At 71.2% G+C, this 12,591-nt stretch carries 15 protein-coding genes and 1 pseudogene; 6 read left to right on the top strand and 10 right to left on the bottom strand.

All coding sequences use genetic code 11. The features are described from left to right. The first annotated feature begins 171 nt into the window (after positions 1–171). Positions 172–840, top strand: a complete 669-nt coding sequence (locus tag GPA10_RS36320; RefSeq protein WP_157169126.1) for a TetR/AcrR family transcriptional regulator — start codon at positions 172–174, stop codon at positions 838–840. A gap of 77 nt (positions 841–917) precedes the next feature. On the opposite strand, the gene GPA10_RS36315 is transcribed toward GPA10_RS36320, so the two are convergent. From GPA10_RS36315 to GPA10_RS36300, 5 genes and pseudogenes are all read right to left on the bottom strand, one after another. Beyond that, entirely contained in the window at positions 918–1,139 is a 222-nt protein-coding gene (locus GPA10_RS36315; protein ID WP_343041716.1) for a DUF397 domain-containing protein, read from the bottom strand. A gap of 10 nt (positions 1,140–1,149) precedes the next feature. Further along, a complete protein-coding gene (locus GPA10_RS43095; protein WP_246260389.1) occupies positions 1,150–1,362 on the bottom strand; it encodes a DUF397 domain-containing protein in 213 nt (70 codons plus the stop codon). Between the two features lie 6 nt (positions 1,363–1,368). Continuing rightward, positions 1,369–1,542: pseudogene (locus GPA10_RS43090) on the bottom strand (DUF397 domain-containing protein); the annotation flags it as partial. Positions 1,543–1,552: 10 nt separating this feature from the next. Further along, positions 1,553–1,762, bottom strand: a complete 210-nt coding sequence (locus GPA10_RS36305) for a DUF397 domain-containing protein (RefSeq protein WP_343041715.1) — start codon at positions 1,760–1,762, stop codon at positions 1,553–1,555. Further along, positions 1,759–2,586: a helix-turn-helix domain-containing protein gene (locus tag GPA10_RS36300; protein ID WP_157169125.1), complete on the bottom strand. Its 828-nt coding sequence runs from the start codon at positions 2,584–2,586 to the stop codon at positions 1,759–1,761. The genes GPA10_RS36305 and GPA10_RS36300 overlap by 4 nt, the downstream gene beginning before the upstream one ends. A 112-nt stretch (positions 2,587–2,698) precedes the next feature. Between GPA10_RS36300 and GPA10_RS36295 the strand changes: the two genes are divergently transcribed. Together GPA10_RS36295 and GPA10_RS36290 are read left to right on the top strand one after the other, a co-directional pair. Beyond that, on the top strand, positions 2,699–2,926 hold the full coding sequence (locus GPA10_RS36295; RefSeq protein ID WP_058849528.1) for a hypothetical protein: 228 nt from the start codon (positions 2,699–2,701) through the stop codon (positions 2,924–2,926). Next, positions 2,923–3,141, top strand: a complete 219-nt coding sequence (locus GPA10_RS36290; RefSeq protein ID WP_198351802.1) for a hypothetical protein — start codon at positions 2,923–2,925, stop codon at positions 3,139–3,141. The genes GPA10_RS36295 and GPA10_RS36290 overlap by 4 nt, the downstream gene beginning before the upstream one ends. Before the next feature lie 54 nt (positions 3,142–3,195). On the opposite strand, the gene icmA is transcribed toward GPA10_RS36290, so the two are convergent. From icmA to GPA10_RS36270, 4 genes are all read right to left on the bottom strand, one after another. Continuing rightward, the gene (gene icmA / locus GPA10_RS36285) at positions 3,196–4,896 is read right to left on the bottom strand and encodes a coenzyme B12-dependent isobutyryl-CoA mutase large subunit (protein ID WP_058849530.1); all 1,701 of its coding nucleotides are present in this window, start codon (positions 4,894–4,896) and stop codon (positions 3,196–3,198) included. 117 nt (positions 4,897–5,013) lie between these two features. After that, entirely contained in the window at positions 5,014–5,346 is a 333-nt protein-coding gene (locus tag GPA10_RS36280) for a DUF3817 domain-containing protein (RefSeq protein ID WP_157169124.1), read from the bottom strand. Positions 5,347–5,485: 139 nt separating this feature from the next. Beyond that, positions 5,486–5,995 (bottom strand): MarR family winged helix-turn-helix transcriptional regulator, encoded by a 510-nt coding sequence (locus GPA10_RS36275; RefSeq protein ID WP_058849532.1) that lies wholly within the window; start codon positions 5,993–5,995, stop codon positions 5,486–5,488. Positions 5,996–6,005: 10 nt separating this feature from the next. Continuing rightward, positions 6,006–7,361 (bottom strand): MFS transporter, encoded by a 1,356-nt coding sequence (locus GPA10_RS36270; protein ID WP_157169122.1) that lies wholly within the window; start codon positions 7,359–7,361, stop codon positions 6,006–6,008. A gap of 200 nt (positions 7,362–7,561) precedes the next feature. Between GPA10_RS36270 and GPA10_RS36265 the strand changes: the two genes are divergently transcribed. From GPA10_RS36265 to GPA10_RS36255, 3 genes are all read left to right on the top strand, one after another. Further along, on the top strand, positions 7,562–8,542 hold the full coding sequence (locus tag GPA10_RS36265) for a DUF5937 family protein (RefSeq protein WP_343041714.1): 981 nt from the start codon (positions 7,562–7,564) through the stop codon (positions 8,540–8,542). 108 nt (positions 8,543–8,650) lie between these two features. Next, a complete protein-coding gene (locus GPA10_RS36260; RefSeq protein ID WP_157169121.1) occupies positions 8,651–9,685 on the top strand; it encodes a glycoside hydrolase family 6 protein in 1,035 nt (344 codons plus the stop codon). A 106-nt stretch (positions 9,686–9,791) separates the two neighbouring features. After that, entirely contained in the window at positions 9,792–10,550 is a 759-nt protein-coding gene (locus tag GPA10_RS36255) for a 2-phosphosulfolactate phosphatase (protein WP_157169120.1), read from the top strand. Between the two features lie 71 nt (positions 10,551–10,621). Here GPA10_RS36255 and glxA read toward each other — a convergent pair whose 3' ends face one another. Continuing rightward, complete coding sequence (glxA, locus tag GPA10_RS36250) at positions 10,622–12,589, bottom strand: radical copper oxidase GlxA (RefSeq protein WP_157169119.1); 1,968 nt, start codon at positions 12,587–12,589, stop codon at positions 10,622–10,624. Positions 12,590–12,591 lie beyond the last annotated feature (2 nt).

Below are 12,591 nucleotides of genomic sequence, written 5' to 3'. Positions count from 1 at the left end.
CTGTGGTCGCCGTCCGAGGGACGGAAAGTGCCGTCGCAGGCCACGTCGTACGTGGCTTTCGCTACGGCTCGTAGCGTAACTGGGCGGGTACGGGGCGGGGTCCCGGGGGCAGCGTGATCTGCCTCACTCCCACCTGGTCAGGACGGTCATACTCGCCGGTATGGTCGCGGGATGCAGAGCCGCAGCACACCGTCGACGCGCGCCGGGGGGCGCCCGCGCAGTACCGAGGCGGACACCGCCATCCTCGAGGCGACCAGGCAGGCCCTGGTCGACCTCGGCTGGACCAAGCTCACGCTGGGCGACGTGGCGACGCGGGCAGGGGTCGCCAAGACCACGCTGTACCGGCGGTGGGCGGGCAAGAGCGAGCTCGTCGTGGACGCGGTCGCCGAACTCTTCGACGAGCTGGAACTGCCGGACAGCGGCAGCCTGGCCACCGACATCGAGGGAGTGGTCCTTCAGTTCGCGGCGCTGCTGGGGCGGCCCGAGACGAAGACGGCGCTGATGGCGGTGGTCGCGGAGTCCACGACGGACGAGCCCCTGCGGGAGCGCATCCGGGCGTCCATCGTCGACCGCCAGAAGCGGCTCGTCCTCGCCGGGCGGGCCCGCGCCCAGGACCGCGGCGAACTCCCCGCCGAGCCGGACACCGCCGCGGCGGCCCGCACCGCCGACCTCATCTTCGACGTGATCGCCGGTGCCGTGGTCCACCGCGCCCTGGTCAGCGCGGAGCCCGTCGACGCGGAGTGGGCGGAACAGTTCACTTCCCTGGTCCTGGGCGGCCTCGCAGCGGTCTCTGGCCGGGGGCCCGCCGCGGTGCCCTCCGCTCCGGACACGGCCCCGTGAACGTCCTCCCCCACCCACCCACCCGTTACTCCCACGCGAACGGTGAGCGCCTCCTGCGCGCCCGACGCGGCCCACGCCTACCTAGGGGTTACGCCGGACCCGAGGCCTCCGGCCTTCACGCCATCCACGAAGGACGAGAACGCGTCGGCGTGGACGTCCAGTACCGGGCCGCTCGGGGACTTGGAGTCGCGTATGGGGACTGTGCCGTGTACGGGGATGAGGTTGGCGGCGATCTCTATGCAGGCGCCGCCGTTGTCGCTGTACGAGGACGTGAACCAGTGCGGGGATTCGTTCTTCACGAGGTGCCCTTCACTCTGTGCCGAAGCGCCCGCCCTTCACGCCACCCACGAAGTGGGCGAACGCGCGGGCGGAGACGCCCAGTACGGGGCTGTTCGGGAGCTTGGAGTCGCGGACGGGGACTGCGCCGCATGCGGCGACCAGGTTGACAGCGATCTCCACGCAGGCGCCGCCGTTGTTGCTGTAGGAGGATGTGGACCAGCGAGGGGATTCGATCGCTTTCATGCCGCCCACGAAGGACGCGAACGCCTCGGCGGGCACGCGTAGGACCGGCCCGTTCGGACGCTTGGAATCGCGGAGGCGGACCACTCCGCAGGCGGCGACCGGATCGGCGGCGATCTCTACGCACTGGCCGCCGTTGTTGCTGTAGGAGGACGTGAACCAGTGCGGGGTCTCTGTCTTCACGAGGTGCCCTTCACGCCGTGGGGAACTGTCCGGCCTTCAGGCCGTCCACGAAGGTCGAGAACGCCTCGACGCGGACTGCCAGGACCGTGCCGCTCGGGCGCTTGGAGTCCCGCACGGGGACTATGCCGTGTACCGGGATGAGGTTGGCGGCGATCTCTACGCACTGGCCTCCGTTGCCGCTGTAGGAGGACGTGAACCAGTGCGGGGATTCGGTAGTCACGAGGTGCCCTTTCGTAACTCTTGGATCATGGCCACGGATGCTGCTTGCGACAGCGCTTCTGCCTGCAATTGATGGTAGGCCGCCAAGATGGGCAATACGAACGTGCTTTCGCGCTCAAGGTGACCTCGGTGCGTGGACTCCGCGTAGGACATGAGCGAACGGTCAGGCATCGTGAGTACCGTGACGGGCAAGCTGAACGGCCTGCGCGCCCCCATCGAGAACGGCGCGACTTGAAGCACTGTGTTCGGCAGTTCGGTGAAGTCGAGTAGGCGCGTGAACTGGGCCTCTATGACGGCAGCCGTTCCCATGGGGCGGCGGATGCACCCTTCGTCGAGCACCGCGAAGATCAGCGGCGCCGGTGACCGCAGAAGACCGGTCTGGCGCCGGACCAACAGGTCGACCCGTTCGTCAGCCTGCTCCGAGGTGATCGCCTGCCGTCGTACCGCGTCCGCTTCCAGGGCCGCTGCGTACTCAGGCGTCTGGAGGAGCCCAGGGACGACACCCACCTCGTACAACCGGACTTCCGCCGCTCGCCCCTCATGGGCGACGTACTCGGGGAACCCTTCGATGAGGGCCGTATATCTCGCGGCACGGCTCTGCCGCTCGAATCTGTCCCCCGTCCCGAATGCCCTGTCGACGCTTGCCGCAAAGCGGCGAGTTGGAGGACGACGGCCAGTTTCGACGGCGGAAACGTGTGTTCCAGAGCAGCCGAGTCGCGAGGCGAGCTCGTCCTGCGTCCACCCTCTTTCATCGCGCAGTACACGAAGCCGCTGGCCAAACCGTGCGCTGGGCGATTCCTCCGGGTCCAAGTCCTTACGGTTCAAAGCTCACCACCCAACTCTCCAAGCAAAACGGGCAAGTTGAAGACGGGCACACCCTAGGTCACGCTGATGCCCCTTGGTAGTGGATTCGCTACGGAGAGGCACGGACGACGACATGCTCGACACCCCACCCCCACCCCCCGGCACCCTCCTCCTCGACGTCACCCGCAACCTGGTCGGTGAATTCCGGGGCGAGTGGTGCGGGGTCTGGTCCCTCCGTCCCATGGCAGGTGGGCGGGAGTGGACCGTCACCCCGGAGAACGCGGAACCGGCTACCCCCGCACAGCAGTTGCGGGCGCGGGCCGCGAGGGCGAACGCGCGGAGCCGGGGGGATCTGCTGTGACCGGAATTCATCCTGGAGCGGTGCTCTTCGACCGGACGTACGACATGCCGGGCACCGTGCGCGCGGTCGACGGCGCGTTCGTGATCCTGGAGCGCCCCACGGGCCTGACGTGGCGCGTCCACTACCGGCACCTGCGCCCGGCCACCCCATGGCAGCATCGCCAGCTCCTGGCCTTGGCCCACTTGCACGCACAACGCCTCCGCGGTGCGCTCTGATCGCGCACGGCGGAGGCGTCGGTGGCGCCTCGAGGGAGTCGAGGCAGGACGGGGCTAGAAGCCCGGCGGCTCCACGTACACGCCCCACTCGTCCCGGAGGACCCCGCAGATCTCCCCCATGGTGGCCTCGGCCCGGACCGCGTCCAGCATGGGGGCGATCATGTTGGACCCGTCGCGGGCGGCGGCCAGCATCGCGTCCAGGGAGGACCGCACGCGGGCGTCGTCGCGGGCGGCCTTGCGCTCCGCGAGGGCACGCACCTGCTCGCGCTCCACCTCGTGGCTGACGCGCAGGATCTCCAGGTCGCCGGTCACGGAGCCGTGGTGGACGTTGACGCCGACGACCCGCTTGTCGCCCTTCTCCAGGGCCCGCTGGTAGGTGAAGGCGGACTCGGCGATCTCGCCGGTGAACCAGCCGTCCTCGATGCCGCGCAGGATGCCGGAGGTGACGGGGCCGATGGGGTGCTGCCCGTCGGGGTGCGCCCGCCGGCCCCGCTCCTTGATCTGGTCGAAGATCTTCTCGGCGTCGGCCTCGATGCGGTCGGTGAGCTGCTCGATGTACCAGGAGCCGCCGAGCGGGTCGGCGACGTTGGCGACGCCGGTCTCCTCCATCAGGACCTGCTGGGTGCGCAGCGCGATCTCGGCGGCCTGCTCGCTGGGCAGAGCCAGGGTCTCGTCGAGGGCGTTGGTGTGGAGGGAGTTCGTACCGCCGAGGACGGCGGCCAACGCCTCCACGGCCGTGCGGACCACGTTGTTGTACGGCTGCTGGGCGGTCAGCGAGACGCCCGCCGTCTGCGTGTGGAAGCGCAGCCACTGGGCCTTGTCGGTCTTCGCCCCGTACACCTCGCGCATCCAGCGCGCCCAGATCCTGCGGGCCGCGCGGAACTTGGCGATCTCCTCGAAGAAGTCCACGTGGGCGTCGAAGAAGAAGGACAGACCGGGGGCGAAGACATCGACGTCGAGGCCCCGGCTCAGGCCGAGCTCCACGTACCCGAAGCCGTCCGCGAGGGTGTACGCCAGCTCCTGCGCGGCCGTCGCGCCCGCCTCGCGGATGTGGTAGCCGGACACCGAAAGCGGCTTGTACGCCGGGATGTCGCGGGCGCAGTGCTCCATCAGGTCGCCGATGAGGCGCAGGTGCGGCTCGGGTTCGAAGAGCCACTCCTTCTGCGCGATGTACTCCTTGAAGATGTCCGTCTGGAGCGTGCCGTTCAGCACGCCCGGGTCGATGCCCTGGCGCTCGGCCGCGACCAGGTACATGCAGAACGCCGGGACGGCGGGGCCGCTGATCGTCATGGACGTCGTGACGTCCCCGAGCGGGATGCCCTTGAACAGGACCTCCATGTCGGCGGCCGAGTCGATGGCCACGCCGCAGTGGCCGACCTCGCCGAGGGAGCGCGGGTCGTCGGAGTCGCGGCCCATGAGCGTCGGCATGTCGAAGGCCACGCTCAGGCCGCCGCCGCCCGCGGCGAGGATCATCTTGTACCGCTCGTTCGTCTGCTCGGCGTTGCCGAAGCCCGCGAACTGGCGGATCGTCCACGTACGGCCTCGGTAGCCGGTGGCGTGCAGCCCGCGCGTGTACGGATACTCGCCGGGCCAGCCGATCCGCTCGAAGCCTTCGTAGGTGTCCCCGGGCCGTGGCCCGTAGACGGGCTCGACCGGATCACCGGAGAGCGTCGTGAAATCGGCGTCGCGCTTCTTCGCGGCGTCGTACCGGGCCTGCCAGCGGCGGCGGCCCTCCTCGATGGCTTCAGCGTCCATGCCCTCGAATTTACTTGGACGTCCTAGTAAATGTCCAGAGAAGACCCGCCGGGACAGGGTCCCGGCGGGTCGCTCAGGTCTCGGCGAGCGGCCTCTCAGGCCTTGGTGAGCGGGCCCTCAAGCCTTGGCGAGCGGGCTCGGCGCGTCCGTCAGCAGCGGCTCGACCTCGCGCACGACCTTGCGCTCGACGAAGAACGCGGCCGTCGGGATGGTGCCGGACACCAGGACCCACAGCAGCTTGCCGAACGGCCACTTCGCCTTGGAGCCGAGGTCGAAGGCGAAGACCAGGTAGATGATGAAGAGGACGCCGTGGATCTGCGAGACCGCGAGCGTCAGGCCCTCGCCCTTGTCGAAGCCGTACTTCGCCACCATGCAGGCGCACAGGACCAGCAACATGACGGCGGTGACGTAGGCCATTACCCGGTAGCGGGTCAGCACGCTGCGTTTCATGCCCACGAGCGTAGCCCGCCCCCGTACGCGATCTTCCGCCGCCCCGTTGGGAAAAAGCCCGTCCGGCGATTGAGGACGAGGGCCGCAGGCCCGAAAGGGGGGAACGGGGGCGCAGCCCCCATAGGACGGTCGGCCAGGGCTACTGCCCGGCGAAGTCCTGCGCGGCCACGCGAAGCGGCCGCAGCAGGGCGAAGATCTCCGCGCACTCCTCCGCGTCGTAGACGCCGAGCCCGAAGTCCATGGCCATCAGCTCCCGCGTCGCCCCCTCGACGACCTCGCGGCCCTTCTCCGTGATGGAGGCGAGCGTCCCGCGCCCGTCGTTGGGGTTGGGGCGCTTGTCGACCAGACCGGACCGGACCAGGCGGTCGACGGTGTTGGTGACGGACGTGGGGTGCACCATGAGACGCTCCCCGATCTTCGACATCGGCAGCTCCCCCGCCTTGGAGAAGGAGAGCAGCACCAGCGCCTCGTACCGCGCGAAGGTCAGTCCGTACGGCTTGACGACCGCGTCGACCTCGGCGAGCAGGATCTGCTGCGCGCGCATGATCGAGGTGATGGCGCCCATGGCGGGCACGGAACCCCAGCGCTGCTTCCAGAGCTCGTCGGCGCGGGCGATGGGATCGAAGGGGAGACTGAGCGGCTTCGGCACAGCGTCGACCTTAGTCCCCGGCCACATACCGGTCAGCCCCGGTCTCAGCATTCGGCCCGCCACCCGCGCCCGGAGCGGACGCCTCCGACGGCCCGACCCCCGGCACAGGCGGCACGGAGGCCGACGCCCCCGCCGTCACCCGCACCTCCCGCGCCAGCAGCACACAGCACACCGTCCCGAGCACTCCCGCCCCCGCCACCACACTGCTCACCGCGAAGAACTCGGCGGCGAGGCCCGCCAGGGCCATGCCCGCGCCCTGGAGCGTCATCAGGCCCGCCGTGTGCACGGTCATGGCCCGGCCGCGCAGCTCCGGCGGCACCGCGTCCACGAACCAGCGGTCGAGCCCCAGCGTGTACGCCGATCCGGCGCCGGCGAGGACCAGCGCGGGCAGCGCCCAGGCGAGGCCGGGGGCGAAGCCGTACGCGAGGAGCGGGAGCAGCGTGGTCGCGGCCAGCGGCAGCACGATGCGGGCGCGGGCGGCGGAGGTGAGCGCGGACCCCGCGTACACCTCGCCCGCGATCGTCCCGATGGGCATCGCGCACATCAGCAGCCCGACCCCGGCGGTGCCCACCCCGATCTGCTCCGCGTACGGCGCGGCGAGGGCCTCCGGCGCCACGGCGAACATCGGGGGCGCCCAGAGCAGCAGGAGCAGGGCCCGTACCCGGCGGTGGGCGAGGACTTCGCGGGCACCGGCCAGGGAGTAGCGCATGAGCGCGGGCCCCGGTTCCCCCTGGCCGGCGGCGCCCGCGCCCGGGACCCGCGCGGGCCGTCGTCTCGTACCGAAGCGCAGCAGCAGCGCCGACGCGGCGAACGTCATCACGGTGACGACGAGGGCCCCGCGCGGGGAGACGACGGTGAGCAGCACACCGCCGAGGCCGAAGCCGACGAGGACGGCGCTCTGCGACACCATCCGCAGCAGCGACCGGCCGAGCACGAACAGGTCCCCGTCGCCGAGGACGTCGGTGAGGGTCGCCATCCGCGTGCCGTTGAACACGGGAGCGATCGCCGCGATCAGGCAGCGCAGCGCGAGCAGCCCGGCCACCGGTGTCACGGGCAGGGCCATCAGGGCCGCGCACCCGGCGCACAGCAGGTCGCAGACGACGAGGACGCGGCGCGGCGCGAAGCGGTCGGCGACCCCCGCGAACAGCGTCCCGCCCACCAGGTACGGCAGCATGCCGAGCGCGAACGCCAGCGCGCTGAGCAGCGGCGACCCCGTGAGGTCGTACACGAGGACGGTCAGCGCGATCTCGCTGACGACGACGCCGAGCAGCGACAGGGCGTGCGCGGCGAACACGGCGCGGAACTCCGGTACGGCGAAGACCCGCCGGTAGCCGTCCCGCGGCGGCGTGGGTGTCTCTGTCGGCATGCGCACACCCTGGCCGCCACCGTCCCGGCTCCCTAGAGTTTCGGCTCCAGCCGAAACACTCCAGCCGAAACACTCCAGCTGAATCACTCCGGCCGAAGCACTCCAGCTGAATCACTCCGGCCGAAGCACTCCAGCCGAATCACTCCAGCCGAATCACTCCGGCCGAAGCAAGCGCGGGGGAACAGGAAGAGGAGGGCCGCGTGCCGTTCCAGTTGCACTTCGGCGAGGACGACCTGTTGCGCTGCCGGTTCGCGGTGTCGCCGCTGTGGGAGACGCAGGAGGCCGTGCGGACGCTGAAGCGGCCCGAGCGGCACGGCTATCACCCGCGGTGGCTGCGCGAGGTCCGGGCGGCGGGCGCCCGGCTCGACCTGGCGGCCGTGTGGCTGCTCATGCCGTCGCGGGGGCACAGCCCGGACTTCCTCGGGCCGCCGCCGCTCGGGCCCGCGGCGACGTTCGACGAGGAGATCGCGGCGGTGCGCGCGGCCGACCCCGACGCGGCCCGCGACGACATGGCGAAGGCGCTCGCCGAGACCCCGGGCGCGGCCGTGAGCGCGACCGGACGGCGGCTGCTCGCCGACCCGGCGGGCGCGGTGCGGACGCTGGCGGACGCCATGGAGGCGGCCTGGCACGCGCTGGTCGAGCCGTACTGGCCCCGCCTGCGCGCCCTGCTCGAAGCCGACGTGGCGTACCACTCGCGGCGGCTCGCACAGATCGGACTCGGCGCCCTGCTGCCCGAGCTGGACCGCCGTCTCGCCTGGGACTCGGGGACGCTCACGGCGCAGTGGCGCGGCCGGCACACCCGGCATCTGGACGGGCGCGGCCTGGTCCTGATGCCCAGCGTCTTCAGCTGGCCGGAGGTGATCAGCGGCTACGACCCGCCGTGGCAGCCGACCCTCGTGTACCCGGCCCGGGGCCTCGCGGGGCTCTGGTCCGCCCCCGCGGACCGCGCGCCGGACGCCCTCGCCCGGCTGCTCGGCGCCAACCGGGCCGCCGTCCTCACCGCCCTCGCCGAACCGGCCGCCACGTCACCGCTCGCCCAGCGCCTCGGCCTGGCCCCGTCCTCGGTGTCGGCGCACCTGGCGGCACTGCGGGCGGCGGGCCTTCTCACCTCGCGGCGGCAGGGCCATCAGGTCCTGTACGAGCGCACACCGCTGGGCGTCGCGCTTGCGGCGGGTGGCTGACGGGGCCCGCACGGGCGGTGTCGCGCACGGGTACGAATGATCCCTTGTGCCACGATTGCCGCGCGACTCGTCCGCCCGCCTGCCCGTCACGCCGACCAAGGGGTCTGGATGCACCGGCTGCTCCGTACGTTCACGGCACTCACGGCCGCCGCCGCCCTCGGCCTCACGGCCGGGTGCTCGTCCGGTTCGGGCTCGGGACCCGGGTCGGGCCGGGAGAAGGACGAGGCCTCGCCGCCCGTGAGCCGCGAGGCCGCCGCCCCCGCCGCGCACAGCTTCTGGGTCGACCCGCAGAGCGAGGCGGCCCGCCAGGTGCGGGAGTGGGAGCAGCAGGGCCGCACCGACGACGCCGACGCGCTGCGGCGGATCTCCGAACAGCCGATGGCGACGTGGCCGGCCGGGGACGACCCGGCGCCGGACGTCGAGAAGGCCACCGCGGGCGCGGAGCGGGACGACCGCACGGCGGTGCTCGTCGCGTACAACATCCCGCACCGCGACTGCGGCCAGCACTCCGCGGGCGGCGCCCCCGACGCCTCCTACTACCGGCACTGGATCGACGCGTTCGCCGACGGCATCAAGGACCGCAAGGCCCTGGTGGTCCTGGAGCCCGACGCGATCCCGCACATCGCCGACGGCTGCACCCCCGCCCAGTACCACGAGGAGCGCTACGAACTGCTCTCCGAGGCCATCGAGCGGCTGAAGCGGCAGCCGAACGTCAAGGTGTACCTGGACGCGGGCAACCCCGGCTGGATCACCGAGGCGTACAAGCTCACGACGCCGCTGCGGCGCGCGGGCATCGCGCGGGCGGACGGCTTCTCGCTCAACGTCTCCAACTTCCAGAGCGACGCGACCACCAAGAAGTACGGCCGCGAGCTGTCCGCCGGCGTCGGCGGCAAGCACTTCGTGATGGACAGCAGCCGCAACGGGCAGGGGCCGCTCGCCGGTGACCGCGAGGACGCCTGGTGCAACCCGCCGGGCCGCGGCCTCGGCACCCCGCCCACCGACCGCACCGGCGATCCGCTCCTCGACGCCTTCCTGTGGATCAAGCGGCCGGGGGACTCGGACGGACCCTGCCGCGGCGGCCCCGCCGCGGGGCAGTGGTGGCCCGACTACGCGCTCGGTCTCGTACGCAACGCGAAGGCCTGACGGGCAGCCGCTCTTGAGGGGTTTCCGTAGAGCCCGTAGGGGTGTTTGCGGAATGCCCGTTGATCCGCTGGCCAAAGCGGTTCCGCACCTGGCAGCCTCGGAGCGCATGGGGCGTGAAGACTTCTCACAGGCGGGCTACGGCGTACGGTTCGAATGGGGTGCCTCCGGCGCGAAGCGCCTGGCGCCCGCGGTCTCCTGTCTGGTGATCGTCGATGTCCTCTGCTTCAGCACGTCGGTGTCCGTGGCCGTCGAGTCCGGCTCGCGGGTCTTCCCGTACGCGTGGCGCGACGAGAGCGCCACGGCCTTCGCCCGCCAGATGGACGCGCGACTCGCGGTGGGCCGCCGGGCGGTCAGCGCGGCCAGTCCCTGGTCCCTGTCCCCGGCCGCGCTGCGCCGGGCCCCGCGCGCCCAGCGCCTGGTCCTGCCCTCGCCCAACGGCTCGGCGATCGCCGCGAGCGCGGGGGACGTCACCGTCGCCGCCGGGTCGCTGCGCAACCCCACCGCCCTCGGCCGCTGGCTGTCCGACCGGGGCGAGGGCACCCCCGAGCGGCCCGTCGGCGTGATCGCTGCGGGCGAGCGCTGGCCCGACGGCAGTCTGCGCCCAGCGCTGGAGGACCTCCTGGGCGCCGGAGCCGTGATCGCCGCGCTGCGTGCCCGCGGCGGCAGCGACCTCTCCCCCGAGGCCGCGGCCGCCGCGTCCGCGTACGTGTCGGCCGTGGACGTGGGCGAAGCGGTCGCGTCCTGTTCCTCGGGCCGGGAACTGGCCGACGGCGGCTTCGCGGAGGACGTCGCCGTCGCGACCGAACTGGACGCCTCGACGGTCGTGCCGGTGCTCAAGCACGGGGCGTTCGTCGCGGCGGACTGAGGGCTCCCGCGGGCACGGGCGCCCACCTCGGCGGGCCGGGTCCCGCGGGCACGCGCGCGTGCCCGCGGCCCTCACTTCACGTGCACCCACTTCGCCTCCGACGAGGCGCCCTCGGCGTCCGTCACGAACAGCATGTACCAGCCGGGCGGCACCAGCGCCGTGTCCTCGCGCGGCACGTCCACGGTCACCGACCCCTGGCCCTTGGTGAGGCCGAGCGCGATCGACCGCTGCTCCACGTCGGTGGTGTGCGTGACGGCGCTCGGCCGCATCAGGCGGGCCGAGGCGATCTTCTCGGGGTGCTCGGTGCGGAACGTGGCGCGGCCGTCGGCGGGCAGCACCTCGGGGCCGGTGCCGAGCACGGGGCGGTCCTTGCCCGCCTTGTGCTGCGACGGCGGGGTGAAGATCTCCATGCGCTGCTCGAAGTGGCCGAGCTTGGTGTTCTGCTGGTTGTCGAACAGCGGGTCGGAGCCGAAGGTGGCGACGCGTCCGTCGGGCAGGAGCAGCGCCTCGGAGTGGTAGTTGCGGCCCACCTCGGGCTCGGCAGCGGTGCGGAAGGCGTTCCTCTTCGGGTCGTAGAACTGCGCCTTGAGGATGTTGCTGCCGCTGCGGCCGCGGTAGTCGGACGAGCCGTTGCTGGTGAACACCGCGTCGTCCGGCATCAGGACGCTGTTCAGATAGCGCGTGCCCTGCGGCAGGTCAGGACCGGTCCTGAAGGTGGGGTTGTCCTCCTTCAGGTCGATCACGGCGGTGCGCTTCGTGGCCTTCTCGGACTCGCCGACGCCGCCACCGCCGAGGATCATCACCTTCTGGTCCTGGGCGGGCGGCAGGAGCACGGACCCCGACGTCTCGGTCTGGTCGAGGTCGGTGAGGCCGGGGACCTTCTCGAACTTGTTGGTCTTCGGGTCCCACAGGCCCGGCTCGCGGCCCTTCTCGGCGGGCCCGTAACCGGCGTTGGAGGCCGGGTAGAAGAGCTTCCCGCCCTTGGTGAGGAAGAGAGCCGGATAGGTGGGGAAGTAGCGCTTGGGGCCGTCGGTCCACTTCTTGGTCTTCGGGTCGTAGATCTCGTTGTCGCCGGGGTCGATGACACCGACGTCGTCGAGCCCGGACACGGCGAGCACGCGGCCGTCCTCCAGACCGACGAGCGTCGGGTACCAGCGGGCCTTCTCCATCGGCTCCACGGCCACGTACTTCTCGGCCTTCGGATCGAACTCGTACGCCGCCTTGATGCCCTGGAAGTCCTGCTTGTCCATGGTGATCTTCTCGGCGATGCCGTACGTGTTGTCGGCCGCCTTGCCCGTCAGGCCCTCGATCTCGTACTGCGCGGACTTCTCCGTCACCGACTCCTCGCCGTCGTGGACGGCCTCCACGAAGACCCGGGCCTCGCTCGCGACGACCTTCGTCTTCCAGGGCCGCATGGTGCCGGTCTTGGAGTACGTGATCTCGTAGTCGCGTTTGGCCTCGGGGACCTTCACGTCGAATTTGCTGATGTACTCGACACCGGACGGCGAGCGGAACTTGGTGCCCTTCTTCAGGACGACGGGCTCGTCCGGGTTCTCGTTCTTCACCCGCATGCCGCCGCCCGCCCGGTCCACCTCGCCGTCGAGGAGTTCGTAGCGCGCGGTGCCTCCGGCCACCAGGAGACGGCCGTCGGGGAGTTGGGCGTGCCCGGAACAGAAGAAGTCCTCGGGGGTCTCGATCTTCTTGAAGGTGTTCTTCTTCGGGTCCCAGAGCACCGTGTCGAAGGACCCGGCGTCGAATTTCTTCTGCTCGTTGCCCGATCCGGCGACGATCAGGACCTTCCCGGTGTGCAGCAGAGCCGCGTGAATGGCGTTGGTGCGGAATTCCTTCGGAATGGAGACCTGCTGCCACGAACCGTACTTCTTCTTGTAGCCGGGCTGGTTGATCTTGTACTCGTGGTACTGCTCCTCGGCGAAGGAGACCGCGGCGGGGGCGTTGAGGCCGATGAGGACGGCGCCCGCGCCCACGCCGAAGGCGATCTTCTTGGTGCGCTTGGACAGTTCGGGGAGGCGAGGGGGCATGG

Origin of the sequence: Streptomyces typhae, assembly GCF_009755605.1 — a bacterium.
Classification (GTDB): Bacteria; Actinomycetota; Actinomycetes; order Streptomycetales; family Streptomycetaceae; genus Streptomyces; species Streptomyces typhae.
The sequence above is the reverse complement of the archived record's forward strand: the minus strand, read 5'-3'. Positions and strand labels throughout refer to the sequence as shown.